The sequence below is a fragment of the Synechococcus sp. SynAce01 genome (genome assembly GCF_001885215.1).
Classification (GTDB): domain Bacteria; phylum Cyanobacteriota; class Cyanobacteriia; order PCC-6307; family Cyanobiaceae; genus Regnicoccus; species Regnicoccus frigidus.
Genome location: NZ_CP018091.1, coordinates 2,070,682 through 2,095,960 on the forward strand (window position 1 = coordinate 2,070,682; position 25,279 = coordinate 2,095,960).

Genomic DNA, 25,279 nt, shown 5'->3' on the forward strand with positions numbered 1-25,279 from the left:
ACAGGAACATCATGCTGAGCAGTGCTGTTGAGAATCTCAATCGACCTGGCATAAGGAGGCGCCTGTTGGCGTTCCTGAGATTTTTGATATCATATTCTTCACCTATCGATACCTAGTAACACTATTGGCGCATAGCTCGAGTCTGGCGAGTTTGAGGGCGATTGAAATATCTCTTGATTGTCTGACCATCTGCCCGGGCATCCTCCATCTCCGGCTGAGGGTGAGTGGTCGAAGGATCCTCTGCATCAAAAGAAACCGATGTATCTATTTTTACTGAACAAGGTTTGTAAGGCGCACTTTTTTGTTGCCTCTCTTACGGTAGTAGTTAAGGCTAAGCAGCGGTAGTCTTTGTAGTCGTTTCAGGTCATGGACTTATCATTAGACACTTCCCGGACTGGTCGCTCCCTTAATTATAGTCACCAGTTTCTGTTTTGCTGTATTTGTAGCTCCTGCTCTCTCTCCTTCGCTCAAGGTTGCTTCAAAGTGTGTCAGAGGCGGGGCTCTGCCCCCCCCCCCCCCCCCCCCCCCCCCCCTTTTTTTTTTTTTTTGGGGGGGGGGGGCAAGTTGAAGTGTTTCCAGCTCGACCACTTTCGCTGCCAAGTGGCTCGATGGATTAGTTCAATGTGTCGATACAGCGAGCGATGCCGTCTAGCTGTGTTTCCTCGCCAGGTTGTACAGGGTCTAGGATCCGATTGAGGCACTTCTGAGGCATGAGACAACTGAGAGCCATGTTTCACCTGCTGTCGTTATGGATACCCAGATAGCAAAGTGGCCAGTGAGAGCATTGCTCTCATGCCTGGTAGGTAATGACATGGACTCATCCTGGCAGGGTAGCTTGAGTTAGGTGAAGTCGACCAAAGGCCATAATGCTAGGCTTTTCGTTGGATAGTGGGGTAAAGATTGGAGTTCCACGGATATATTGAGACTGCTGAAGGCTTCTCTGGCATGAGTGCAGAACTTGGAATAAGCTTTTGCTCGTAATCGATCGGTCTGAGGTTGTCGATTGTTGAATGGCGACGCTTGCGGTTGTAGTAGCACTCGATCTAGAAGGCCAGATCGCGCTGCAGATGCTGGGGAGTGACCAAAACCTCGCTGTCGTCATCAAGATCAAGCCTGAGTTTGATGGTTAAAAAAATTCCTCCCCCACGGCTTTGCTCCAACAGCAGCCCTTGGCGGACATCCTGTATTTGAGATCATGTCTCCTCAGTAGAATGTGGTAGTCAGTGGCTCGGTAGCGACCGCCCTAATCCCTGTGGATGTGCAGTAGGCAAGGTTCCATTTGGCGATGATTGAGGGCTCGGTTGAGCGCCTCCACCACAATGGAAGTCCCCTTCCGGCTGTTGACCTACCGGCCGACGATGGGGCGACTGAACTGATCGATCCAAACCGTCAGATACTGCGCCGTCTTGCTGTAGTACGGATGGTGGAGATGTCGCCGGCCCAGCAGTAGTTATGAACCTTGGGCTTGTAGTTCATGCAGTAGCGGGTTTCCCTGCGCCCCGTACGCACCGCTGCTGGCCATGCTGCAAGTGCAGAATGCCTTGCGGGTCTTGCCCTGCAGCTGTGCACGTTTCAACCGCTGCGCGGAAGCTTGCGGCCTGAGCCTGGCCATACGGTGGCTCCCGACCTGGCGGCTGGCAGCTACCAACTTTTGGTGGACATGCGGGGAGCTGTAGAAGCAGCTGTGCTGCTGGAATACCGCCTGTAACTCAGCTGTGAGCACCGCGTTTTCGGACCCTGCTTTCCCGTGGCCTCCTGGCGACGGCTCCAGATGTAGTAGCCACTCCGGGGCACCCCCAGCTACCAGCAGAGCAAGGAGACATAGAAGCGGCCTTGCAGGTGGTGGATCAGACGAAACCTCTCGGCGGCAGATGCTTCTTTTATGTGGATGCGAGGCATCGTGGCCAAAGGATACGGAGGCCGGCCGCCCTTTTTGCTCGTCTTGGGGTGGCTGGGCTCAATCAGATCGATTAATGACTGCCAAGGCACCACTTCTTCCATCTCAGCCAGGAACTTTTCCCCGCTAGTGGCTCCGCCCTGCTCGGCCTTTGGCCTCTGTAACGGTGCGCTTCTTAGCCGTCGTCTGCTAGTAATACGTAAAGCCAAGCTGATTGATTGCCATCAACTCAGGACTGAACGGTGATCACAGGGCCATTGTCCCGCGTAATGGTTGAGTTTTTCAGAGTCTCCTTAGTACTGAAGCGTGATCATAGGTTGATTGTTTCGCAAATTGGATTGTTTTTCAAAAGTTTTCCCGGCGGCAAGTAGTGACGGGGTTCTTGAGCAATTCGATGACAAGCTTTCTCAGAACTTTTCTGATGCAGCAGATATTCTGCGGTAATCAACGCTCCCGCCTCTGTGCTGTAGGAGAACGTTCAGGCTTTTCCCTAGGATGTTGAGGGCGCCCAATCTGGTGATTGATTTCGTCCGCTTGCTGTGCTTTGCTCTTCCATTTTTTACAACTCCTTGATGGTGCCGGAGTGAGGAATATCCCCAAGCTGGCCGGGGCGCGAGACTTCAGGGCCCTCTTGTTGGAACCCCATGGCTCTCGATCGTTTCAGGCAGGCGCTGGCGACGTTGATGGAGCAGGCCCCCAACGATCCACTGGAGCGCGACGAGTTCTTTGAGGTGAACCCTCTGCCTGCTGAGGACGGCCCGTTCGAGCTGGTGGTGGTGGATGAGGAGAACGGCATCTTCGCGGCCCTCTATCTCGACTGTTTATTCGAGGAGGGAGACCCGGGTCAGGAGGCGATCGCCGCCCTGGTGCCGGCCTATCTGCAGAGCGCCTTTGGCCTGGAGCAGGCCGAATGGGAGGCCACCGCACCGTTCGACCTGGGCTGGCGCTCCCGGGACTTTCTCTGGTTTCTGGAATTCACCCTGCCCGGGCTCCAACCCCCGTGTCACAGCGACGGCTGAACCGGCTGTTGAAAGGCGGCTGGATCCGGGCCTACCTCGCTACCCAGCTCAGCGGCGGGCGTTGACGATCACCGGAGTGCCGCTGCCTGAAACCGTGCCAGGCAGGGCCGGCACCACCGAGGTCTGCCCGTCCCACTTGTCGAGGAAGAGCTTGTAGAGCACCTGGTCATCGAGGCTGGAGTTGAGGATCTGGTAGCGCTTGGCCTCCTGATCAGCAATCTTGACCTCGGTCTGGGCGCGCAGCAGCCTCTGGTCAGCGATCTGTTTCTGTTCGATTGCGGCCCGGTATTCCTCGGCGATCTGGAGGCCGGTGAGATCAAGACCCTGGACGATTACGTAATTGAACTTGGTCAGTTCTTCGGCCACTTTCTCTTGAACCAGTTCAGAAATGCTGTTCCATTCGGTGGCGATCGTCACCAGCTCGTATTGGGAAAACACCGATTTCAGCGCTTTGAGCAGCGAAGGCTGAATGACGCGCGCATAGATCTGGGAGTTGTCGGTAGCGATTGTTTCGTAGATTCGCGGAGTTTCCGTGGGCTTCACGGCGTACTTCACCGTGGCGGTGGCCTCGATCACCTGCAGATCCTTGGTGAGGGTGGAGAACTGCTCCGGCCGCACCTGGGTGCGCACATCGAACAGCGAGGTGGACTGAATCAACGGGGCCTTGATGTTCGGCCCCGGGCTGCGCTGGCCGCCCGTGACCTTGCCGAGAGTGGTGACCACTGCCACGTTGCCGGCCGGCACGATGAAGATCGTCTGGGTCAGCAGGATCAGCAGCGCCACCGCTGCCGCTGCGATCACCTGGAACGTGGTTCCAGGCCCATCCCCACCGGCTGGGCGCATTGAGCTCTGCATATGGTCACGAATCCTGTGTTAGCCACGACCCTAGGCATAGGACCAGAATGGGGTGACCAGCAAGCGTCGCAATGACCGGCAATCTTCAGGCGATCGGCTTCATCGCCAGCTGGGTGCTGGGCTGGGGGATCGGCGGCTCCCTGATCGATGCCGGCCTGATCAACGCCGGCGTCTATGAAATCGGCGCGAACCAGCTCGGTACCCTGACCACCTTCTCGGTCTGGAGCCTGCTCTGGGGCTGGCTCGGTTACTGGCTCTTTCAGCGCATCACCGGCTCAAAGGCCAAGCTCCCGTAGGGAACGCAGGCAATGGGCTGCGGCGGGATAGTTCTCCTGGCCCACGCCGGCCGGCAACAGAACATGAACGCGGCAGCCAGCCGCCAGGGCTGCCAGGGTGCCAGCCTGGGAATCCTCGAAGGCCCAGCAGTCTATGGGGTTATGGCCCAGGCGCAGGGCCGCTAACTGGAAAGCGTCCGGGGCGGGCTTGCCGCTGCCCAGGTCGGGATCATCGCCGTAGACACGGGTTTCCAGCAGCTCCAGCCAGGGGTGGGGCGCGCTCTTCAACGCCACCGAGCTGCTGGTGCTGCTCGTGACCAAGGCCATCGGGATCGCCAGGTCCTGACAGCGGGCCAGTAACTCGGGAGCCCCTTCCATCGGTTCTGCCATCGGTAGCAGATGGCGGGCAATCGGCTGCTGCACCGCCAGCAATTCTTCCGTGCTGGGCGGTTTCACGCCTTCCGCCTCGATCCAGGCGATCACCTGGCGGGCGTTGTCCAGGCGCCGACGTCCCCTTAGCCCCAGCAGCTGGCCTTCGCTCAGCTGCACCCCAAAGGCCAGGCCGGCTTCGCTCCAGGCCCGGCCGTGCAGTGGTTCGGTGTCGAGCAGGAGCCCGTCGAGGTCGAACAGGCAGGCGGCTGGGCGGAGCATGCCGCCATTCTTTCAGTTCCCGGTGCCCGGGATCCGGCTTGAATGGCGCCACCCATGGGGACTAGGCGATGAACGAGGAGACGATCGAATCGGTGCTGCAGGAAGCCCGCGTCTTCCAGCCGCCCGCAGCCCTGGCCGCCGGCGCCCGCATCTCCAGCCTGGAGGCGTACGAGGCCCTGGTGGCCGAGGTGGAGGCTGACCCTGACGCCTTCTGGGGACGCCAGGCCCGTGAGCTGCTGCACTGGTTCGAGCCCTTCCAGACGGTGCTCGACTGGAGCAACCCGCCCTTTGCCCGCTGGTTTGAGGGGGGCACCACCAACCTGGCCTACAACTGCCTCGATCGCCACCTGCAGGGCCCCAGGGCCGAGAAGACGGCTCTGATCTGGGAAGGCGAACCCGGCGACACGCGCCGCTTCACCTACACCGAGCTGCATGCCCAGGTCTGCAAGGCCGCCAATGCCCTGCTGGAGCTGGGCATCGGCAAAGGAGATCTGGTGGCCCTCTACATGCCGATGGTGCCGGAAGCCGCCATCGCCATGCTGGCCTGCGCCCGCATCGGTGCGCCCCATTCGGTGGTATTTGGTGGCTTCTCCGCCGAAGCCCTGCGTGACCGTCTGATCGATGGTGACGTGAAGGCGGTGATCACCGCCGATGGCGGTTTCCGCAAGGACAAGGCTGTGGCGCTCAAGCCGGCCGTGGATCAGGCCCTCGCCGGCGACGCCTGCCCCACTGTGGACCATGTGCTGGTGGTGCGCCGCACCGAGCAGCCCACGGCGATGACAGCAGGCCGCGACCACTGGTGGCACGAGCGGGTGGAGCCCGCCAGCTCCGAGCACACGGCCGAGCCGATGGCCAGCGAAGACCGGCTGTTTGTGCTCTACACCTCCGGATCCACCGGTAAACCGAAGGGGGTGGTGCACACCACCGCCGGCTACAACCTCTGGGCCCAGCTCACCTTCGAGTGGATCTTCGACCTGCGCGAAGACGACGTCCACTGGTGCACGGCCGACGTGGGCTGGATCACCGGCCACAGCTACATCGTCTATGGGCCGCTCTCCGCCGGCGCCACCACCGTGATGTACGAGGGCGCCCCACGGGCCTCGAAACCGGGTGCGTTCTGGGAGGTGATCGAGAAGCACAAGGTGAGCCTGTTTTATACCGCTCCCACGGCGATTCGTGCCTTCATGAAGAGCGGCCGCGAGGTGCCCGATCACTACGACATGGGCAGCTTGCGCATCCTGGGAACGGTGGGCGAACCGATCAACCCCGAAGCCTGGATCTGGTATCGGGAGGTGATCGGACATGGCCGCTGCCCGATCATCGACACCTGGTGGCAGACCGAAACCGGCGGCGTGATGATCAGCCCCCTGCCGGCGGCCACCCCCACCAAGCCGGGGTCCGCGACCCTGCCCCTGCCAGGCATCGCCGCCGATGTGGTCGACAGCGAAGGCCGCAGCGTCGGCGTGGATGAAGGGGGGTATCTGGCGGTGCGTCGCCCCTGGCCGGGAATGATGCGCACGGTTCACGGTGATCCCGAGCGCTTCCGCAAGAGCTACTGGGAGCACATCAGCGGCGCCGATGGTCGGCCGTTGTATTTTGCCGGTGACGGCGCCCGTCGTGATGCCGATGGCTACTTCTGGGTGATGGGCCGCGTCGACGACGTGATCAGCGTGTCGGGCCACCGGCTGGGTTCGATGGAGATCGAATCGGCCCTGGTGAGCCATCCGGCCGTGGCCGAAGCCGCCGTGGTGGGCCGCCCCGACGATCTCAAAGGGGAAGGCATCGTCGCCTTCGTGACCCTGCAGACCGGTCTCAGCGGCGATGAGGCGCTGATGGCCGAACTGCGCCAGCACGTGGGCGCCGAAATCGGCCCGATTGCCCGCCCCGATGAGATCCGCTTCAGCGATGCCCTGCCCAAGACCCGCAGCGGCAAAATCATGCGCCGCATCCTCAGGGCCTTAGCCGCTGGCGAAGAGGTGAGCGGCGACACCAGCACCCTGGAAGACCGCTCCGTGCTCGATGCCCTGCGGGTGTGATGACGAAAGCTGCCTGGCCTGGCTCAGCCGGGCAGCGAGGGCAGCATCAACCGATCGGTGCTCGCCAGGGAGGAGTCAACCAGTACCTGGAAACTTGTTGAGGTTGGGTACGTGGCCCCACCAATCCAGCAGTTGATCGGCCAGCCGGTCGATCTGCCGCTGCCTGGCCGGGTCATCGGCCCAGGCCCCCAGCAGGTTCTGGCGCAGGCCGGCGCTGGCTGGGGTGAGGTGGTCGCCGGGACGTTCGACCAGGGTCGAGGCGTCATCGGGGCGCTGCTGCAGGACGCCGATCAGCCGGCGGCTCTGGTCAAGGGCATCGTTGCCGAAGCGCAGCAGCAGGTTGCGCGGCTGGCGGTAATGCAGACCCACCAGCCGCAGGGTTTCCTGTGGTGAGGGGCTGAACTCGGTGCGCACGCCCAGGCGTGGGGCCAGATCAGCCAGCAGGGGAATGGAGCGGTCGGCGGAGAAATTGTTGAAGCACATCGCCACCAAACCGCTGCAGCCGCGGCCGCCGTCGGGGGCAAGCAGATGCAGTTTGCAACCCAGGCTGTGGCCCAGCCGCAACAGCGGTTGCTCGGCCGGTGAGGCCTGGCGCCCCCGGCGGAAGGCGCGCCAGGCTTCGGTGGCCTGGCTCTGGTGGTCGAAACCGGGCACGTAACTCCAGGCCCGGATCGCCAGCCCGCGTACAGCCAGGGCTTCCAGCAGGCGCCGGTAGCTGATCTGTGGGCTGGTGGCCAGCAAGGTGCCGCCGATGAACTCGACCGTTCCGATCGGCTCACCGGCTGGCCCCGGCGGGGACAGGCACCAGAGGCTGCCCTGCTGCTTCCAGCGGTTTGATGGTGGCGGGCGATCGGGGGAGATGGGATTCAGGCCGCCAGCAGCTGCAGGGCGGTGAGGGCTTCACGGGCATGGGCGGCCCCGTCGAGCAGGTTGCTGAACAGGTGTCGCACCACCCCCTGGCCGTCGATCACGTAGGTGACGCGGCCGGGCAGGAACAGAAGGGCGTTGGGCACCCCGAAGGCCTGGCGCAAGGCGTTGCCCCGATCCACCAGCAGGGGGTAGGGCAACTGGTGGCGCTCAGCGAAGCGGCCATGGCTGCCGGCGTCGTCGCCGCTCACGCCCCACACCTGGGCACCGAGTGCCTCGAGTGCTGTGTGGTTATCGCGGAAGGCACAGGCTTCCGCTGTGCAGCCGGGGGTGTCGTCCTTGGGATAGAAAAAAACCACCAGGGGCTGGCCCTGGAGTTGGTCGCTGCGACGCTCGACACCGTTCTGATCGCTCAGGGCAATCAGGGGAGCCCGATCTCCCACCTGGATGGCGTTGGCCACGCGGATCCGCAAACGTATGGATTCAGCCTAGGAAATTTGCCTGGGCCACGGCCCCTTGCCCAGCTGGGATCATGGGGTGGTGATGGGGTTGGCCATGGAGGAGCAAGAAACAGCTGGAACGGGCCAAAGCCTCTGGCAGCAGACCAATCTGCTCAGCCTGGTGAACGCGGAGCCAACGCCTGTCGTCGCCGTTGCCCCCTCGCTTGCTGAAGCCCCGCCAGCTCAGCCAGGTCCGTTAGCCGGGCGGCCGGTTCCGAACCGCCTGCTGATCCTCGATACGGAAACCACCGGCCTGGATCCAGCCCAGCATCACTGCATCGAAGTGGGAGCCGTGCTGTTCGACGTGCCCCATCGGGCGGTGCTCAGCCAGGTCTCCTTTTTGCTGCCTTGCCTGAGCAATGACGCCGAGGCCATCAATGGTATTCCGGCGGCGGTGAGTCGGCTGGATCAGCCCTGGCGCCAGGCCCTCGACCTTTTCAACAGCCTTGTTGAAGCCGCCGACGTGCTGGTGGCCCACAACGTTCCCTTCGATCGGCAGTGGTTCGGCCGCGGCCCCCTGCCGGCCTTAGGCAAACCCTGGCTGTGCAGCATGGAAGACCTGCGCTGGCCCGCCGAGCGCCAGCTGCGCGCCACCCCGTCGGTGCGGGATCTGGCCCTGGCCTACGGGGTGCCGGTCTGGGCGGCCCACCGCGCCCTCACCGATTGCATCTATCTGGCTCAGGTGTTCGAGCGCTGCGACGACCTTGAAGCCCTGCTCGCCGCTGGCCTTGAACCCCGCCAGCTTTACCGGGCCCAGCTCTCTTACGACGAGCGGCACCGGGCCCGCCAGGCTGGCTTTCGCTGGAACGATCCGATTCCCAAGGCCTGGAGCCGGCGGCTGAGTGAACGGGAAGCGGCGGTGGTCGGCTTTCCGGTGGCGCCTGTGACGGCCGAATGCGCCTGAGGTCGCGCCATCCAAACCGGGCTCATTGGCGCCTTTCAAAGCAAGGTTCCAGGGGCTGTGATCCGTCAGGCCTGACACGGTCGCCCAGATAGCAGCAGGAAGCGATCAGGCCCGCTGAAATCAGGTGCCGCGTGTTCTTCCCCATGGCTGGTCTGCTCTGGCAACGCCGTTCCCAGGTCGGTTGTTGCCTGTTGATCCAGGGCTTCCTGCTGAGTGTCTGCATTGGCCTCGAACGCGTCGTGCAGCCGCCCGTCCCCTATCCGGGCAGCGGCGGCATCGCTAGAACGCGTGGATGATCCGCACCCCGCCCGACTCCCTCATCTCCAGGCGACTGGAGGAGCGGCCGGGCCATCTGCCAAGTCAGCTGTTTGTCCATGGCGGAGCGGCCCCAACCCGGCTCTCGGTCCTGCGTTTTGAACCCGGGAGCATGGTTCAGATCCAGCTGGAGCGGCCCGACCAGCTCGCTCCCCTGATCGCCAGCGGTGATCCGCTCTGGGTGCGCCTCCAGGGACTGGCGGATCCGGCCCTGATCCGCCAGATCTTCCGGCAACTGGGGGTACCGGCCCAGCTGCAGGCCCCCCTGATCGACACGCCCCAGCGCACCCGCGTCGATGCGGCGGGCGATGCGGTGCTGGTGGTGATCCACCGGCTTGGTTTTGCCAAAACGCCCGCCCAGCTGATCAGCGAACAGGTGGGCCTGCTGCTGTTGCCCAACCTCTTGATCAGCCTGGAGGAGGTGCCCAAGCAGGAATCCTTTCCCCAGCTCACCCGTTGGCTGGCCAACCTGACGCCGCCCCCGAGCCGGGAGGATCTCGACGATGTTCTCCACTTTCTGATCGATGAGATGCTCGATGAGCTCTTTCCGATCCTTGAGCAGTTCTCCGATCTGCTCGATCGCTTGGAGGAGATGGCCCTGCGCGATCCCAAGCCGAAATTGCTGGCCCGCTCGTATCAGGCCCGGGTCAGTCTGCGCCGAATCCACCATCAGGTCTGGCCCCTGCGCCATCAGATCCTGATCCTGCTGCGCCAGAACCAGCGGTTACTTGGACCTGAGGCCCGCCGGGGTTTTGAGGATATGGAGCAGCATGTGCGCTTGATTTTCGAGAACACCGAGCTGCTGCGCCACCAGTGCGATGCCGTTTCCGATGCCTACATCGCCAGCACCGGCAATCGCATGAATCAGGTGATGAAAACGCTCACGATTGTGTCCAGCATTTTCGCCCCGCTCACCTTCATCGCCGGCATCTATGGGATGAATTTCAAAGTGATGCCGGAGCTGGATCTGCCATTCGGCTATTACCTTGCCCTCGCCTTGATGGCCTTCATCGCCATGCTGCAGACCTACCTGCTCTGGCGCCGGGGTTGGTTCGTGGATTGGACGGCAACACGCCGCTGATTGAGGCCTCAGGGAGCGGATGCCTGGGCCTGATTCGCTTCGCCCAGGCTGGGTTGGTGGGGGCTGGGTTGATTTTGGTTCCGGCGGCGGCTGATCCGCGAGCGGCAGGTGCTGGAGCAGTAGCGGGCATCCTGACGCCGCGCCTGGAACGGGGTGCCGCAGCAGGCGCAGAACTTCTGATGGCCGGGTGCTGGCTGGGGCTGGGCCTGACCCAGCCGCTTCAGGGCCCGTCCAGCCCCTTGACCCAGCACCAGATCAAGCCCGTAGCCCTCCCGCAGCAGGGCGGTGGTGTTGGCATAGCCCAGGGCGACGGCCAGTTGGGGGGCGTCGGCCAGCAACCTCCCCAGCACCTCAGCGAGGGGATAGCCATCGCCCCACAGCCAACGACGGCGCTCGCGCACCAGTTCGGCCCAGGCTTCTGGGGGCAGTTGATCGGCGCCATCGCGGTGATCGATGCGACTCCTGCCCCCAGCTCCAGGCAGCTTATGGCTGTCTTCAGTAGTGGCCAAGGACGAACCGGCGCTTCAAGAACCGTGCTGAACGAACCGGCCATTAAGGCAACGACCTCTGCCATCGCCTGGCCTCGGGCATGGTGAGGTGCTGGACTCGGTGGTCTATGGATGGAAGGCCGGCTTCAGCGGCTCTTTGGCCATTGCCTCAACCTGCGCCCATGGCTGACCCAACCAGCAGAGACCTATCCAGCACAGATCCAACCAGCACAGACCCAACCAGCCCTGATTTCAGCAGCGGCGCCTATGCCGCTGGCTTGATCCAGCGCCAGACCCGCAGGCTCGGACACCTGCAGGCTGAGGTGCTGGCCGATCGGGACCCCGAAGCCCTGCACCAGCTGCGGGTGACGCTGAGGCGGCTGCGAACGGCCCTGGGCCTGTTCGAGGCGGCGCTGGTTGTGCCGGCGGCGGTGAGCGACCGCCGCATTGCCAAGGTGGCGCGCCGCACCGGGCTCAGCCGTGATCTCGATGTGATGCGGGGCCAGTTGTGCTCCACCTGGCTGCCCCAGTTGCCCGGCAAGGAACAGAAGACCCTCAAGCCGCTGCTCAGGCAACTGAGCCGGGACCGCAAGCGGGCCTTTGAGGGCCTGGCCCACACCCTGCGCGGAGCCCCCTATCTCGCGCTGCTCGCCAAGCTGCAGAAGTGGCAGCGCTCTCCCAGGTTCACGCCGATCGGGCAGCTCCCCCTGCGCTCCTGGTTGTTTGAGTGGCAGACCCGGGCCTGCGCCGATCTGTTCCTGCAGGGCGGTTGGTTTGCTATCGATCCCAGCGACGACGCCCTGCATGACCTGCGCAAGGGCCTCAAGGGGGTGCGCTATTCCCTCGAATACCTCGAACCGTTCGGCCATGCCGTCCTCAGCGACTGGATCCGGGACCTACGCAAAGCTCAGGATTGTCTCGGTGATCTCCATGACCTGCAGGTGCTCGAGGCGGCACTGGACGACTATCTGGGGCGTGACCGCCGCAGGTCCCTGCCAGCCCTGCAGCAGCTGATCGAACTGCAGAAAGCGCAGCGCTGGGGGCAGTGGCTGAGCCAGGCGGAATACCAACTCGCCGATGACAGCCGCCGGGCCCTGCAGGCCAGCCTGCTTGCTCCAGAGTCGCCTGCCAGTGCTCCAATGGCCGCAGACTTGTCCCAGGCGCCCTCGGGCCATGCCGTCCGGAGCGACTCTCACCGATGAACTGCTGAGCCGCTGCCTGGAGCATGCGGCCCTGGTGGCGGTGGCCATGGCACTGGCGCTGGCGATCAGTCTGCCCCTGGGGCTCTGGATCAGCCGGCGGCCGCGCTGGGCAGGCCCGGTGCTTGCCGTGGTCAGCGCGATCCAGACGATCCCGAGCCTGGCGATCTTCGGGGTGCTGATCACCGTGCCGTTGGTGGGCGGCCTGGGGGCAAGGCCGGCGATCGTCGCCCTCACCCTCTATGCCCTGCTGCCCCTGGTGCGGGGGGTCGTCACCGGCCTCACCCTGGTGCCGCAGGGGCTGAAGGAGGCGGCGATGGCCCTGGGGCTCAACCGCCGCCAGCGCCTCTGGCGTGTGGAGGTGCCGCTCGCCCTGCCGGTGCTGATGGCCGGGGTGCGGGTGGCCATGGTGCTCACGATCGCGGTGGCGACGATCGCCGCGGCGATCGGTGCTGGCGGGCTTGGCGTTTTTCTGTTCCGTGGCATTGCCACGGTCAACAACGGCCTGATCCTGCAGGGCGCGGTTCCGGCGGCGCTGATGGCCTTGCTGGCCGACTGGGCCCTCTCCAGCCGTCGCCGCCTGCTCGCCGGCCTGGGGCTCGCTGTGGCCCTGGCCCTGGCAGCCGGCCTCTGGCTGGCCAGGCCTGCCGCCGCACCCAGCCTTGCGATCGGCTCGAAGGCCTTCACCGAGCAGCTACTGCTGGGGGAACTGCTGGCCCAGCAGATCGAAGCGCAGACCAACTTGCGCGTGCGCCGTGACTTCGCCCTTGGTGGCACCCAGATTTGCCATGAGGCGGTGCGCTCCGGCCAGATCGCCGGCTACGTGGAGTACACCGGCACCGCCTGGGCTTCGGTGCTGAATCAGGCCCCCCTGCCGGCCCAGCCGGGGCTGGACCGGGCCGAGGCGGTGTATGAGCGGGCCAGGACGCTCTACCGGCAACGCTTCGATCTCGAGATGTTCCCCTCCCTGGGCTTCGAGAACAGCTTTGCGATCCTGATCCGTGACGACCAAGCCAAGGCCCTGGGCCTCACCAAGCTCTCCCAGTTGGCTCCGCACACGCCGCAGTGGCGCGCGGGTTTCGGTTTTGAGTTTCTCAGCCGCCCTGATGGCTACCCCGGCCTGGCCCGGCTCTATGGCCTGCGCTTCAAGGAAGCGCCCCTGGAGATGGACCTGGGCCTCACCTACCGGGCCCTGGCCGAGGGCCGGGTGGATCTGATTGCCGGCGATTCCACCAACGGCCTGATCGAAACCCTGGCCTTGCGCAGCCTCATCGACGATCGCCAGTACTTCCCCCCGTATCAAGCCACTCCGGTGTTCAATGCGGCCGCCCTGCGGCGCTGGCCCCAGCTGCTGCCCGCGCTCAACGGTCTCGCCGGCCAGATCAGCGAAGCGGAGATGCGCCGCATGAATGCCGCCGTTGATGGCGAGGGGGAAGAGGTGGCTGCTGTGGTGCGGCGCTTCCGCCAGGGCAAGGGGTGGACAACCGCCGCCCACAAAAAAACCCCGCCAGGGCGGGGCTGAGGGGTGAAAGAAAGCAGATCACCAAAAAAGTGAACCCTGTGGAATCGGAGCGGCGGGATTTGAACCCACGACCCCCACTACCCCAAAGTGGTGCGCTACCAAGCTGCGCTACGCCCCGGTTGAAGCGAAGCTATCACAGCTCCTGGGGCAGCCATTTCTCCCAGTGGCGACGGCGTTTCAGCTGCTGCAGGATCCTGGTGGTGAGCCGCTCCCGCCCCAGGCCGGCATAGCCCCAGAGCCGTAGGCGGCGTGCCAGCAGCCGCAACTGGGACAGGCTCAGACCGGCGAGGCGCAGCTCGGGCTGACGCCGCCAGGCACTGGCGGCCACGGGCATGGCTTCGCCCTGCCGTTGGCCTGGCCAACTCTCCAGGGCACCGCCTGCCATCCATTCCGGCACCAGCACGAACAGCACGGCCAGCAGCCCATAGAGCTCGACGAGACCCTTTGGCAAAGGGTGAAGGTGGCGCTTGGCGTCTGACCTGGGGGGTAGATCCAAGACGGTTCAGAGCAGGGTGCCTTGCGGCTTGGGAGTCCGTTGGGGCGGGGCCTCCAGGGCCGGCGCCTCCTTCCACAACAGGGGTGGTTCCAGCGGCCCGTTCAAGCGGGCATACCAGAAGACCATGGCGAACACCAGGCCCAGGGTGGCCGCGAGCAGAAGAATCACCGTGCGATCAGGAAGGGTGCCCATAGCGCTCAGACCTGGTCGGTGCGCAGGCACTGAATCCGCATCGGCAGACGCTCCACAGTGAGTTCATCGCCCCTGAGGATCAGGCGCAGGGAATCGTTGCCATAGCGCACACCGGGCAGGGTGGAGGTTTCCCGGAACAGGGTGGTGACAGATCTCCCGGAGATCAGGGCCGCCTGGGCGTCGTTGCGCTCGACAATCACCTTGCTCTGGTTGCGGCAGAGAAAACTGTCGCGGCTGTCGTAGTTCTCCCACCAAGGAGAGCCCACGGCCAGGTTGGCCGCCTGGGCGGGCAGCCCGAGAAGCAAGGCAGTGGCTGCGATCAGCGCGTGAAACCGGGTTGACATCTACTCAGAGGCGGATCGGGGTGTTAGAGCTGCGCAGCACGCAGTGCTGCACCGACCAGTCGTACTGCTCCCAGACCTCTGGCGCCAGCAGGAAGGCACTGCCTGGAAAAGGCGTGAGCCGCACTCCGCTGGGCCGGGCGGAGCAATAGGGGCGGCTGCCAGGCCTCGCCAGGTATTGCTGGTGATGGGTTTCGGCAAAGAAGAAGGGGCGATCCGCCACGATCTCCGTGGTGATTTCTCCAAAACCTGCGGCCGTGAGCTGGCCCTGGTAGTGGCGGGCGCTGGCTTGGGCGAGGTTGAGCTGGTCGGCGTTGCGGGTCACGATCGCCGAGCGGTACTGGCTGCCGGTGTCATGGCCCTGGGCCATGCCCTGGGTGGGGTCGTGGCATTCCCAGAACAGCTTGAGCAGATCGCTGAAGCCCACCTGCTCGGTGTTCCAGACCACCCGCACCGCTTCGGTATGGCCGGTTCGGCCGGAGCAGACCTCGTCGTAGGTGGGATTCGGCGTATGGCCGGCGGCATAACCAACCGCCGTGCTCACGACACCGGGCAGGCGCCAGAATCCCTTCTCTGCCCCCCAGAAACAGCCGCAGCCGAACAGAACCTCCTGTTGATTGGGTTCCAGTTCAGCCTTCAGGGCCGACCCCAGCACCTGATGGGTGGTTTCCGTGGCGATCGGGCTGGGCCGCCCAGGCAGGGCTTCTTCGGCCGTGACGATCCTCCCTTTGGGGCTGCTGGCCGTTGATGTGAACAGTCCGAACACCGACAAAATGCTGCTGCCGCAACCCTAGGCAGGGGTTTCGACCTGTGGCGCCGACTCCAGGGAGACGTGGTTCAGCAGGGTGGTGGTGAAGGCGAACAGCAGAAACGGCAGCGAGAGCACCAGGATCATGCCAACGCCCACCAGGGCAAAGATGGGTTTGCTCGAGCCCATCAGGGCCAGGCCCGCCGCCAGGCTCACGAAGATCACCACCATCCAGATCAGCACCTGGCCGTAGATGTCGCCGAAGGTGAGGGTGCACCGCAATTTGTAGGCCTTGGTGGTCTCCATGGCGTGAACACGGGATCGATCCAGCTAAGCGCCGGTTGGAGCCTCTGATCGCTCACGTCAACAACTCGTTTGGTTCGGCCCTATCGGTTTGATCGCCGGATCGGCTGGTCTTGGTGTGGATCAGGCCACCTGCAGCTGCTCTTCGGCCTTCTGCCGCTCCCAGAGGCGGCGGTAGGTGCCGGGTTCAGCGAGCAGCTCCTGGTGGCGGCCCTGTTGCACCAGGCGGCCGTCGTCGAGCACCAGCACCCGATCACAGGCCGCCGCTGCCGAGAGCTGGTGGCTGACCATCAGGATCGTGCGGTCGCGTTGTTCACGGATCGAGCTCAGAATCGCGGCGGCGGTGTTGTTGTCCACGCTCGCCAGGGCATCGTCGAGCACCAGCAGCGGGGCGTCCACCATCAGGGCGCGGCCGAGGGCGGCCCGTTGCCGCTGGCCGCCGCTGAGGGTGATCCCCCGTTCGCCTACCAGAGTCTGATAGCCGTCCGGGAAGCCGCGGATGTCGCCTTCCAGGCGCGCTTCCCGCGCCACCGATTCCACCCGCTCCAGGTCGGCGTCTGGATCGCCGTAACGCAGGTTGTCGGCCAGGGAGGCGGTGAACAGATAGCCCTCCTGGGGCACCAGGGCCACCAGGCGGCGGAGGTCATGGAGCGCCAGGTCGGTGACGTCGACACCATCGATGAACAGCGCCCGTGCGGGCACCTCCACCATGCGGCCCAGGGCCCGGGCGAGGGTGGTCTTGCCGGATCCCACGGGCCCCACCACGGCCACCAGCTCGCCGGGATGCAGGCTGAAGCTCACATCACTGAGCGCCTCGCGCTGGGCGCCGTCGTAGCGAACGGTGAGGCCACGGGCTTCGATGCCACCGCGCCCTGCCACCGCAGCCGGCAACGGCTGATCCGGGGAGACCACGCGGGGCGTCCTTGAGAGCAGCTCCTCCACCCGATCCAGGCTCACCTGCCCGGTCTGGAAGGTGTTCAAGGTGAAGCCCAGCAGGGCGGTGGGGAAGACCAACCGCTCCACAAACAGGATCAGGGCCACCAGATTGCCGATGCTCAGCCGGCCGCTCTCGAGCTGGCCGCTGCCGAAGGCGAGCAGCAGCAGCAGGCTGATCGAGGAAATTCCTTCCAGCAGCGGGAACAGGGTGCTGCGGGTGCGGGCCAGGGAGAGGGCCGAATCGCGGTAGTCGCGATTGCGCTCGGCGAAGGCTTCCTGCTCGTTGTTCTCCTGGCCGTAGATCTTGATGGCGCTGATTCCAGAGAGATCCTCCTGAATCAGATCGGAGAGATGGGCCAGCGATTCCTGCTGCCGCCGTTGCTGCCGCATCATCCGGCCGCCGAACAGGCGCACCACCATCAACATGCCCGGATAGAGCCCCACGGCTGCCAGGGTCAGCAGCGGGTCGATCGCCAGCATCGCCGGCAGGGTGAGCGCATAGGCCAGGCCGGTGTTGGTGAGGCTGAGAATGGCAAAACCCAGCAGCCGCCGCACGTTCTCGACATCGCTGGTGGAGCGGCTGATGACATCGCCGCTGCCGGCGGTCTGTACCCAGCCCGGCTCCTGGCGCAGCATGTGCTCGAACACCTGCTGGCGCAGGCTCGCCTCCACCTGGCGTCCAACGCCGAACACCAGCATGCGGGAGACCAGCCGGGCTACCCCCATCAAGCTGGCCAGCAGGACGATCCAGCCGGCCTGGCGCAACACGGCTGAGATGGCGAACCCGTCCTGCAGGTCGTCGATCACACCCCGGACCATCAGGGGGATCATCACGCTCAGGAGGTTGACCACCAGCAGCGCCACGGCGCCTTTGGCCAGCACGCGGCGGTGCGGGCGGAGGTATTTCCAGAGCAGGCCGGGTCGGATGGCGGCCATGGAGCCAGGCAGGGCCCTCCAACCTACGAATCCTCTTGACGCCGCGCGGCCGGCCGTCGATGCCAGAGTTGAGCATCAGTCGCAATGGGCAGGGCGCAATGGGCAGGGACTGCCGATGACGAATTCCAGCCAGGGCGCCGCCCAGGTGCATCCCCTCCATGCCACCGACCGGGACGTCATTGATGGGCTGCTCGCGGTGGAGCAACCCGAAGAGACCCAGCTGGTGGATCTGGCCCGGCTGTTGATTCGCTACGACGGCTTTCCCGGCGCCGAAGACCTCCAGTTGGACCTGGCCAAGACCCTGCGCCACTGGGGTCTCAGCCGTGACCAGTTGCACCAGCGCACCCGGGCTCTCTGGTCTTCGGGTTACCGCCCAGGCATGGCGGTGGGCGGCGATGCGGTGGGCAGTGGTTTTGATACGGCGGCCCAGGACACCCCCTGAAGCGCACCGATCGCTCGGATTTCAGCGTTCAGATTTCAGCGTTCAGGGGGATAATCAACGCTTCCCCATCACCCGGCCCGGCGTGCTTTGCACCCGGGTTTTTTTCTGAGCCTTGCGGCCTCTGCGGCTGTCCACTCAGCGGCCTACTCAGCTACCCACTCAGCTGCCCACTCAACGGATCCCTTTGTCCGGATCCTCCTGGATTCCAACCCCCGACCGATGTCCCCATCTACAGCCCCATCCACAGCCCCATCCACCGCCTGGCCTGCCCTGCTGGAGACGCTTCTGGAGGGTGAATCGATGGGGGCGGGTGAGGCCACGGGGCTGATGCGCGGCTGGATCGACGGCCAGATTGAACCCGAGCTCACCGGTGCCCTGCTGGCCGCCCTGCGGGCCAAGGGGGTGAGCGGCGTCGAATTGGCGGCAATGGCCCAGGTGCTGCGCCAGGCCGTGGCCCTGCCCTGCCCGCGGCCCTCGCTGCGCCTGGTTGACACCTGTGGCACCGGGGGTGATGGGGCGGGCAGCTTCAACATCTCCACCGCCGTGGCCTTTGTGGCCGCCGCCTGCGGTGCCAGCGTCGCCAAGCACGGCAATCGCAGTGCCAGCGGCAAGGTGGGCTCCGCCGACGTGCTCGAAGCCCTCGGTCTCAACCTCAAAGCTCCGCCCAGTGCGGTGATCGGGGCCTTGCCCCGCAGTGGGGTTACCTTCCTGTTCGCGCCTGGCTGGCATCCGGCCCTGGTGGGCCTGGCTCCGCTGCGCCGGCGCCTGGGCGTGCGCACGGTGTTCAATCTGCTGGGTCCACTGGTCAATCCGCTTGTGCCCGAGGCCCAGGTGATCGGTGTGGCCCGGCTGGACCTGCTTGAACCGATGGCCGACGCCCTGCTCCGCCTCGGCGTCGAGCGGGCCGTGGTGGTCCATGGCGCTGGCGGCCTCGACGAGGCCTCCCTCGCGGGACCAAGCCAGTTGCGGTTGGTGGAGCAGGGAGCAGTGCAGGCCCTGGAGATCGACCCAGCGGCGATGGGTCTGCAGCCGGCTCCGTTGGAGGCCCTCGCCGGCGGCGACCTGGCCATGAGCCAGCAGATCCTTGCGGACGTGCTGCAGGGGGGCGGCAGCCTGGCCCAACGGCAGGTGGTGGCATTGAATGCCGCGCTGGTGCTCTGGGCCGCCGCCGAGGCCTCCTCGATTCAAGAAGGGCTGGAGCAGGCCACGGCCGTGCTGGCCACGGGCCAGAGCTGGCAGCGGCTGCTGGCCTTGCGTGACGCGCTGGATCCAAGCGGGCCTGCTGCTGGTGTTGCTGGTGCGGGATAATGGCTTTAACAAGCTTCAGTGCCGTTGACTGCCGCCTCTCCCCCTGCCCCTGGTGAGGCGCTGCTGGTGCTGGCGGATGGCACCTTGCTGCGCGGCCTTGCCTTCGGGGCGGTTGGAACCGCCATCGGCGAAGTGGTGTTCAACACCGGCATGACCGGCTATCAGGAGGTGATCACCGATCCCAGCTACGTCGGTCAGTTGGTCACCTTCACTTACCCGGAATTGGGCAACACCGGCATCAATGCCGAGGATCAAGAAGCCGATTCCCCTCAAGTGCGCGGCGTGATTGCCCGCCAGCTGGCTCCGGCCCCAAGCAGCTGGCGCTCCAGCGGCTCCTTGGCCAGCTGGCTCGAGCGCCATGGGGTGGTGGGAATCGCCGGGGTGGATACCCGCGCCCTGGTGCGGCGCTTGCGTGACGGCGGCGCCATCAATGGGGCGATCAGCAGCGATGGCAGCGATCCCCACAGCCTGCTGGAGCAGGTGCGCCAGAGCCCGTCGATGGAGGGCCTCAACCTGGCCGCGCAGGTGAGCACCAAGGCGCCCTACGAGTGGAACGAGCTTTGCCAGGCCGGCTTTGATCAACGCCAGCAGGCCCGTCCCAGCGATCCCTACCGGGTCGTGGCGATCGATTTCGGCATCAAGCGGGGCATCCTTGAGCGCCTCGCCGCCCATGGTTGTCAGGTGAGCGTGCTGCCGGCTGACAGCGGCATCGAGCAGGTGCTGGCCCTGGCCCCTGAAGGGGTCTTCCTCTCCAATGGTCCTGGTGATCCAGCCGCCGTGACGGCCGGCATCCAGCTGGCGGAGGGCTTGCTGGCGCAGGCCGATCTGCCCACGTTCGGGATCTGCCTTGGCCATCAGATTCTTGGCCTGGCCCTCGGCGGCAGCACCTACAAGCTGACCTTTGGCCACCGGGGTCTGAACCATCCCTGTGGCGGTCGGGGGCTGGTGGAGATCACCAGCCAGAACCACGGGTTCGCCCTCGATGCCGCCTCCTTGCCAGGCGATCAGGTGGAGATCACCCATCGCAACCTCAACGACGACACCGTGGCGGCCCTGCGCCACCGTCACCAACCGGTTTTTGGGATTCAGTACCACCCGGAAGCCAGCCCGGGACCCCACGATGCCGATCACCACTTCGGCCGTTTCGTGGCCTTGATGGCGGAGCGTCGCAGCGCCTGAATCGGCAGAAATTTGCTGATTTTGTGTTGGCTTCAGTCCTTCTCCCATTCACTCCCTACACTTCCATCGCCGTCACGCCTCGGGGCTTAGGGACATTCCTGAATTGCAGCGATTGACCGTGTCTTTGCGGGGTGGGATCGAGAAGCGGTCCACTTGCCTGCTGTTCAGCTTCACCGGCCAACTGGATGCCTACTCCGACAAACAATTCAAGGACTACGTCGTTTTGCACAAGGGCAAGGCGAGCCTGCCTGTCCTCCTGGATCTGACCCATATCGATTACATCGATTCCTCCGGCCTCGGGGTGCTCGTCCAGCTCGCCAAGCTCTGCAGCGACGACAGCATCCGCTTTCTGGTCGTCGGCAATGCCCGCGTCGTTCAGACCATCAAGTTGGTGAGGCTCGAGGAGTTTCTTCATCTCCAGCCCGACCTCGCCACGGCCCTTGGTGCCCTCACCGCCGCCTGATCTCCCCACCGGCGAGTGGCTGCGTCAGATCCAGGCCCAGACGCCGGTTGGCAGCGAACTTGGTCCGCTGCAGCTGGCCTGGCTGGGGGATGCGGTCTGGGAGCTGCACCAGCGGCGGCGCTACTGCCGGCAGCCCGGTCGCAGCGACTCCCTGCATCGGTCCGTTGTCGAAGAGGTCCGCGCCGAAGCCCAGGCCGGGGCCCTTGAGCGCTTGGAGCCCCTGCTGAGCGCCGCCGAACGCGACTGGGTGCGCCGGGGACGCAACCGGGCCGGGCGTGGACCACGGCGCGGCGACCCGGCCGTCTATGGGCGGGCCACGGGATTTGAGACAATGGTGGGCTGGCTCTTTCTGCGGAACCCCGGACGGCTTGCACAGCTGCTGGATCAACTTGAACAGCCCGGCCCCGACCCCTTGCCCGATCTCCCATGACCCCACGTATTGAGCGCCGCAGGCCTGGGGGAGGAGAGGACGGTGATCGCTCCGGGCCCGCTCCCCGCGGCGGTAAACCGTCGCGGTTCAGTGGCCCCAAAAGGGATTGGCGGGGATCGCCCACTGGTGGATCGTCAGGTTCAGGGGGATCGTCATCAGGGGGATCGGCTGGAAGCCGTGAAGGGCGCGACAACGACAGGCGTGCTGGCGGCGAAGGTCGCCCCGCCCGGGTGATCCCGGCGAGGCCGGGTGCCCGCCGCGCCGATTCCGGCGACAGACCAGGCGGCGCGAAGCCGGCCTACGGCAAGCCTGCTTTTGGCAAACCCGCCTACGGAAAACCCGCCTACGGCAAACCTTCCTTTGCTGACAAGCCCTCGTTTGGGGGCAAGCCCACGTTTGGCTCCCGGCCAGGGTCAGGAGGTGGCGGCCGGCCGTCGTTTGCAGACCGCAGCGGGGATAGGCCGAGCTTTGGCCGTAAGCCGTCGTTTGGTGGCAAGCCTGCCTTTGGTGGCCGGCCGTCCTACGGCGACAAGCCACCTTTCGGGGACAGGCCTTCCTTCGGGGAGAGGCCTTCCTTCGGTGGCAGGCCGTCCTCTGGTGGCAGGCCATCGTTTGGAGGCCGGCCCTCCTCCTTTGATCGGCCCGCCCGCGGCGGCGGGCGCCCCTCCACACCTGCTGGAGCGGGCCGGGACGGGAACGATGTTCTGGAGCCAAGCGGTGAATCGGATCGCTTCGGGGTGGAACCGGCCGAGGACATGGTCTGGGGCCGCCATCCAGCCCTGGCCGCCCTGGAAGCCGAGCGGCCGATCCACCGCATCTGGTGCACGCCTGAGCTGCGCTTCGCGCCGCGCTTCCTGCAGCTGTTGCGCGAGGCCAAGGCCGGCGGGGTGCTGGTTGAAGAGGTGACCTGGGCACGGCTGGGCCAGATCACCGGCGGCGCTGTGCACCAGGGCATTGTGTTGCAGGCCGCTGCCGCCGAAACCCTTGATCTGGGCACCTTGATCGAGGGCTGCCGGGGGCTCGGTGAGCCGCCGCTGCTGATGGCGGTGGATGGCCTGACCGACCCTCACAACCTTGGGGCGATCGTGCGCAGTGCCGAAGCGCTCGGTGCCCACGGTCTGGTGCTGCCCCAGCGGCGCAATGCCGGCCTGACCGGCTCGGTGGCCAAGGTGGCTGCCGGCGCCCTCGAGCATCTGCCGGTGGCCAAGGTGATCAACCTCAACCGCTCGCTTGAACAGCTCAAGGACGAGGGTTACCGGGTTGTCGGCCTGGCTGAAGAGGGCACGGTCAGCCTGATCGAGGCCGACCTCGACGGACCCCTGGTGGTGGTGACCGGCTCTGAATCCCAGGGCCTCTCGATGCTCACCCGCAAGCATTGCGACCAGCTGATTCGCATTCCGCTGCGCGGCGCCACCCCCAGCCTGAATGCCTCGGTGGCCACGGCCCTGCTGCTCTATGAAGTGGCCCGCCGCGGCTGGATGAAGTCGATTACTGGCACGGCTCCAGCCCCGCGCCTCGTCAGGCCCCAGTTGCCGAGCAAGGCCGCCGCTTCCGGCGCCAAAACCCCGGCTGCTGACGCTTCGAGCACGGACGTCGACCCCCTTGAGGAGGGCGCCCAGGCTCTCGCCTCTGTTGGATCTGTTCAGTCAGATGGACCTGTTGGATCTGCCGTGCCTGAGGCCGAAGCGGAGCCCGTTGTCTTCAGCGATTCCGATTCCGGATCCGAAGCTGAAACGGATTCCGAAACCGATTTCGAAGCCGATTTCGAAGCCGAAGCAGAAAAAGTCGAAGCTGAAACCGAAGCTCAGGCTTCAGGAGACCCCGACTTCGCCTTTAACCCCGATCCCGACCAGGATCCCGCTCAGACCACCACCGAGACCAGCTCCGCTGGTTCCCCGATCGTTGTCGAGCGGGATCGGCACGACCAAGCCACACCCTCCAACGGCCACGTTGTTCCCGAGGAGGTAGCGAGCGCGGAGACACCCTCGAGCGGGGAGTCAACCTCGAGCGGGGACACAATCCTGGGCGAGCAGATGGAGGCGGCCGGAGGGGTGCCGTCGTCGTTTCAAGGAGACATCCAGCTGTGAGGTCAGCGCAACGCCATCAGGCCCGTGGGGCGATCGGCAGAATGGCCCGACACGAAGGGCCAAGATGAATCCCCTGCTTCAGGTGCTGCGCGGACTTGCCAATGGCCTGGGCCTGGCCTGGTGGGCGAAGGTCGAAACCAAAGGCCCCGATGTCATCTATTGGTTTGGGCCGTTTGTGCGCCGCCGGCACCTGGAGGCCAAACTGCCGGCCTTCCTGGCTGATCTGCGTTCGGAAGCGCCGGCTTCATTGAGCCATGACCTGCTGCGGGTGCGCCGGGGTGAGCCGCTCACCGAAGAGCTCAACCCCGGCTGATAGCGTCGCCCCATCGCCGACACGGACGCCATGGGGATCGCTGAATGGCGGCAGCAACTGCAGAGCAAGGAGCTGTCCGCCCGCGAGCTCACCGACCACCATCTCGCCCGGATCACGGCCTTAGACCCCACCGTCCACGCCTTTCTGGAGGTCACCGCCGAGCGGGCCCGGGCTGATGCCGACCGCATCGATGCCGGCCTGGCCGCCGGTGAGCCCTTGCCTCCCCTGGCCGGGGTGCCACTGGCGATCAAGGACAACCTCTGCACCAAGGGGATTCGCACCACCTGCTCCAGCCGCATGCTGGAGAACTTTGTTCCGCCCTACGAATCCACCGTCACCGAACGCCTCTGGCAAGCCGGCGCGGTGCTGTTGGGTAAAACCAACCTCGACGAGTTCGCCATGGGCAGCTCGACGGAGACCTCCGCCTTTGGCCCCAGCCGCAATCCCTGGGACCCCGAGCGGGTGCCAGGCGGCAGTTCAGGCGGCAGTGCGGCGGCGGTGGCCGCCGGTGAAGCGATGGCAGCCCTGGGCTCCGATACCGGCGGCTCGATCCGCCAGCCCGCCTCCTTCTGCGGCGTGGTCGGGCTCAAGCCCACCTACGGCCGGGTGAGCCGTTGGGGTTTGGTGGCCTTCGCCAGTTCGCTCGATCAGGTGGGCCCCTTCAGCACCAGCGTCGCCGATGCGGCAGCCCTGCTCCAGGTGATCGCCGGCGCCGATCCCCGTGATGGCACCTGCCTGGATGTGCCTGTTCCCGATTACACAGCCGCCCTGCAGCAACCGGTGGCTGGTCTGCGGGTGGGCCTGATCAAGGAATGCTTCGAGCAGGACGGCCTGGCTCCAGAGGTTGCCGCCGCCGTGATGGCCGCCGCCGACCAGTTGCAGGCCCTGGGCTGCGAGCTGGTGGATGTGAGCTGCCCGCGCTTCAACGACGGCATCGCTACCTACTACGTGATCGCCCCGTCGGAGGCTTCCGCCAACCTGGCCCGCTACGACGGCGTCAAATACGGCTACCGCTCCGAGCAGGCCGGCAGCTTGGCTGAGATGACGGCCCGCAGCCGCACCGAAGGGTTTGGCGAGGAGGTGCAACGTCGCATCCTGATCGGCACCTATGCCCTGTCGGCCGGCTACATGGATGCCTACTACAAGAAAGCGCAGCAGGTGCGCACCTTGATCCGCCGCGATTTCGACCGGGCCTTTGAGGGTGTTGATGTGCTGCTCAGCCCGACGGCGCCCACCACGGCCTTCCGCTTCGGCGCCCACGCCGATGACCCCTTGGCCATGTATCTCGCCGACCTGCTGACGATTCCGGCGAACATGGCCGGCCTACCGGCGATCAGCCTGCCCTGCGGTTTTGATTCCGCTGGCCTGCCGATCGGCCTGCAACTGATCACTGGCGTGCTCGAAGAACCGCGCCTGCTGCAGGTGGCCCACCACTACGAGCAGGCCGCGCGGGTGATGGACAGCCGGCCCGAGGCGGCACTGGTGGCCTGAGGAAA

At 65.2% G+C, this 25,279-nt stretch carries 27 protein-coding genes, 1 tRNA gene and 1 pseudogene; 16 read left to right on the top strand and 13 right to left on the bottom strand.

Going from position 1 to position 25,279, the window contains the following annotated elements; genetic code table 11:
* Positions 1–1,881: 1,881 nt before the first annotated feature.
* A pseudogene (locus BM449_RS15450) lies at positions 1,882–2,010 on the bottom strand (IS5/IS1182 family transposase); the annotation flags it as partial.
* Positions 2,011–2,541: 531 nt separating this feature from the next.
* Between BM449_RS15450 and BM449_RS10825 the strand changes: the two are divergent.
* Positions 2,542–2,916, top strand: coding sequence for a hypothetical protein (locus BM449_RS10825; protein ID WP_071801223.1), 375 nt, complete (start codon positions 2,542–2,544; stop codon positions 2,914–2,916).
* A gap of 48 nt (positions 2,917–2,964) precedes the next feature.
* Here BM449_RS10825 and BM449_RS10830 read toward each other — a convergent pair whose 3' ends face one another.
* On the bottom strand, positions 2,965–3,771 hold the full coding sequence (locus BM449_RS10830; protein ID WP_071801224.1) for a prohibitin family protein: 807 nt from the start codon (positions 3,769–3,771) through the stop codon (positions 2,965–2,967).
* 71 nt (positions 3,772–3,842) lie between these two features.
* Here BM449_RS10830 and BM449_RS10835 point away from each other — a divergent pair, with 71 nt between their 5' ends.
* Positions 3,843–4,067 carry a hypothetical protein gene (locus BM449_RS10835; protein ID WP_071801225.1) on the top strand — a complete coding sequence of 75 codons (225 nt, stop codon included), beginning with the start codon at positions 3,843–3,845 and terminating at the stop codon, positions 4,065–4,067.
* Here BM449_RS10835 and BM449_RS10840 read toward each other — a convergent pair.
* Positions 4,047–4,697: an HAD family phosphatase gene (locus BM449_RS10840; RefSeq protein ID WP_071801226.1), complete on the bottom strand. Its 651-nt coding sequence runs from the start codon at positions 4,695–4,697 to the stop codon at positions 4,047–4,049. The genes BM449_RS10835 and BM449_RS10840 overlap by 21 nt on opposite strands.
* Before the next feature lie 68 nt (positions 4,698–4,765).
* On the opposite strand from BM449_RS10840, the gene acs reads away from it, so the two are divergent.
* Positions 4,766–6,733: an acetate--CoA ligase gene (acs, locus tag BM449_RS10845; RefSeq protein ID WP_071801227.1), complete on the top strand. Its 1,968-nt coding sequence runs from the start codon at positions 4,766–4,768 to the stop codon at positions 6,731–6,733.
* Between the two features lie 75 nt (positions 6,734–6,808).
* Here acs and BM449_RS10850 read toward each other — a convergent pair whose 3' ends face one another.
* Positions 6,809–7,594: a DUF1350 family protein gene (locus BM449_RS10850; protein WP_071801228.1), complete on the bottom strand. Its 786-nt coding sequence runs from the start codon at positions 7,592–7,594 to the stop codon at positions 6,809–6,811.
* A 5-nt stretch (positions 7,595–7,599) separates the two neighbouring features.
* Complete coding sequence (locus tag BM449_RS10855; protein WP_071802224.1) at positions 7,600–8,061, bottom strand: peroxiredoxin; 462 nt, start codon at positions 8,059–8,061, stop codon at positions 7,600–7,602.
* A 55-nt stretch (positions 8,062–8,116) separates the two neighbouring features.
* Between BM449_RS10855 and BM449_RS10860 the strand changes: the two genes are divergently transcribed.
* The 3 genes from BM449_RS10860 to corA all read left to right on the top strand — a co-directional run bounded on the left by BM449_RS10860 (position 8,117) and on the right by corA (position 10,400).
* Entirely contained in the window at positions 8,117–9,004 is an 888-nt protein-coding gene (locus BM449_RS10860; protein WP_233830671.1) for a 3'-5' exonuclease, read from the top strand.
* A gap of 143 nt (positions 9,005–9,147) precedes the next feature.
* Complete coding sequence (locus BM449_RS15040; RefSeq protein WP_162922869.1) at positions 9,148–9,300, top strand: hypothetical protein; 153 nt, start codon at positions 9,148–9,150, stop codon at positions 9,298–9,300.
* Positions 9,297–10,400, top strand: a complete 1,104-nt coding sequence (gene corA, locus BM449_RS10865) for a magnesium/cobalt transporter CorA (RefSeq protein WP_071801229.1) — start codon at positions 9,297–9,299, stop codon at positions 10,398–10,400. The genes BM449_RS15040 and corA overlap by 4 nt, the downstream gene beginning before the upstream one ends.
* A gap of 8 nt (positions 10,401–10,408) precedes the next feature.
* Here the strand turns inward: corA and BM449_RS10870 are convergent, their stop codons facing one another.
* Positions 10,409–10,909 (bottom strand): hypothetical protein, encoded by a 501-nt coding sequence (locus BM449_RS10870; protein WP_071801230.1) that lies wholly within the window; start codon positions 10,907–10,909, stop codon positions 10,409–10,411.
* A gap of 161 nt (positions 10,910–11,070) precedes the next feature.
* Between BM449_RS10870 and BM449_RS10875 the strand changes: the two genes are divergently transcribed.
* The gene (locus tag BM449_RS10875) at positions 11,071–12,090 is read left to right on the top strand and encodes a CHAD domain-containing protein (protein ID WP_071801231.1); all 1,020 of its coding nucleotides are present in this window, start codon (positions 11,071–11,073) and stop codon (positions 12,088–12,090) included.
* Positions 12,062–13,609: a glycine betaine ABC transporter substrate-binding protein gene (locus tag BM449_RS10880; RefSeq protein ID WP_071801232.1), complete on the top strand. Its 1,548-nt coding sequence runs from the start codon at positions 12,062–12,064 to the stop codon at positions 13,607–13,609. Before BM449_RS10875 ends, BM449_RS10880 begins: the two co-directional genes overlap by 29 nt.
* A gap of 44 nt (positions 13,610–13,653) precedes the next feature.
* On the opposite strand, the gene BM449_RS10885 is transcribed toward BM449_RS10880, so the two are convergent.
* The 7 genes from BM449_RS10885 to BM449_RS10915 all read right to left on the bottom strand — a co-directional run bounded on the left by BM449_RS10885 (position 13,654) and on the right by BM449_RS10915 (position 17,561).
* Positions 13,654–13,727 (bottom strand) — tRNA-Pro (locus tag BM449_RS10885).
* Between the two features lie 15 nt (positions 13,728–13,742).
* The gene (locus BM449_RS10890; protein ID WP_186437607.1) at positions 13,743–14,060 is read right to left on the bottom strand and encodes a hypothetical protein; all 318 of its coding nucleotides are present in this window, start codon (positions 14,058–14,060) and stop codon (positions 13,743–13,745) included.
* Positions 14,061–14,111: 51 nt separating this feature from the next.
* On the bottom strand, positions 14,112–14,297 hold the full coding sequence (locus BM449_RS10895) for a hypothetical protein (protein ID WP_071801234.1): 186 nt from the start codon (positions 14,295–14,297) through the stop codon (positions 14,112–14,114).
* A gap of 5 nt (positions 14,298–14,302) precedes the next feature.
* The gene (locus tag BM449_RS10900) at positions 14,303–14,602 is read right to left on the bottom strand and encodes a hypothetical protein (RefSeq protein ID WP_233830673.1); all 300 of its coding nucleotides are present in this window, start codon (positions 14,600–14,602) and stop codon (positions 14,303–14,305) included.
* A gap of 43 nt (positions 14,603–14,645) precedes the next feature.
* Positions 14,646–15,404 carry a peptide-methionine (S)-S-oxide reductase MsrA gene (gene msrA, locus BM449_RS10905; protein ID WP_071802226.1) on the bottom strand — a complete coding sequence of 253 codons (759 nt, stop codon included), beginning with the start codon at positions 15,402–15,404 and terminating at the stop codon, positions 14,646–14,648.
* 24 nt (positions 15,405–15,428) lie between these two features.
* Positions 15,429–15,692 carry a hypothetical protein gene (locus tag BM449_RS10910; protein WP_071801236.1) on the bottom strand — a complete coding sequence of 88 codons (264 nt, stop codon included), beginning with the start codon at positions 15,690–15,692 and terminating at the stop codon, positions 15,429–15,431.
* A gap of 120 nt (positions 15,693–15,812) precedes the next feature.
* Positions 15,813–17,561: an ABC transporter ATP-binding protein gene (locus BM449_RS10915; RefSeq protein WP_071801237.1), complete on the bottom strand. Its 1,749-nt coding sequence runs from the start codon at positions 17,559–17,561 to the stop codon at positions 15,813–15,815.
* Between the two features lie 115 nt (positions 17,562–17,676).
* Between BM449_RS10915 and BM449_RS10920 the strand changes: the two genes are divergently transcribed.
* From BM449_RS10920 to gatA, 8 genes are all read left to right on the top strand, one after another.
* Entirely contained in the window at positions 17,677–18,003 is a 327-nt protein-coding gene (locus BM449_RS10920; protein ID WP_071801238.1) for a DUF3288 family protein, read from the top strand.
* A gap of 219 nt (positions 18,004–18,222) precedes the next feature.
* The gene (gene trpD / locus BM449_RS10925; RefSeq protein WP_071801239.1) at positions 18,223–19,311 is read left to right on the top strand and encodes an anthranilate phosphoribosyltransferase; all 1,089 of its coding nucleotides are present in this window, start codon (positions 18,223–18,225) and stop codon (positions 19,309–19,311) included.
* A gap of 24 nt (positions 19,312–19,335) precedes the next feature.
* Positions 19,336–20,490 carry a glutamine-hydrolyzing carbamoyl-phosphate synthase small subunit gene (gene carA / locus BM449_RS10930; RefSeq protein WP_071801240.1) on the top strand — a complete coding sequence of 385 codons (1,155 nt, stop codon included), beginning with the start codon at positions 19,336–19,338 and terminating at the stop codon, positions 20,488–20,490.
* A gap of 112 nt (positions 20,491–20,602) precedes the next feature.
* Positions 20,603–20,953, top strand: coding sequence for an STAS domain-containing protein (locus tag BM449_RS10935; protein ID WP_071801241.1), 351 nt, complete (start codon positions 20,603–20,605; stop codon positions 20,951–20,953).
* 19 nt (positions 20,954–20,972) lie between these two features.
* The gene (locus tag BM449_RS10940; protein WP_186437610.1) at positions 20,973–21,383 is read left to right on the top strand and encodes a ribonuclease III domain-containing protein; all 411 of its coding nucleotides are present in this window, start codon (positions 20,973–20,975) and stop codon (positions 21,381–21,383) included.
* Positions 21,380–23,470, top strand: coding sequence for a 23S rRNA (guanosine(2251)-2'-O)-methyltransferase RlmB (rlmB, locus tag BM449_RS14520; protein ID WP_083544516.1), 2,091 nt, complete (start codon positions 21,380–21,382; stop codon positions 23,468–23,470). The genes BM449_RS10940 and rlmB overlap by 4 nt, the downstream gene beginning before the upstream one ends.
* A gap of 64 nt (positions 23,471–23,534) precedes the next feature.
* Entirely contained in the window at positions 23,535–23,783 is a 249-nt protein-coding gene (locus BM449_RS10950) for a DUF1816 domain-containing protein (RefSeq protein WP_071801242.1), read from the top strand.
* 30 nt (positions 23,784–23,813) lie between these two features.
* Complete coding sequence (gatA, locus tag BM449_RS10955; protein ID WP_071801243.1) at positions 23,814–25,274, top strand: Asp-tRNA(Asn)/Glu-tRNA(Gln) amidotransferase subunit GatA; 1,461 nt, start codon at positions 23,814–23,816, stop codon at positions 25,272–25,274.
* Positions 25,275–25,279: the final 5 nt, after the last annotated feature.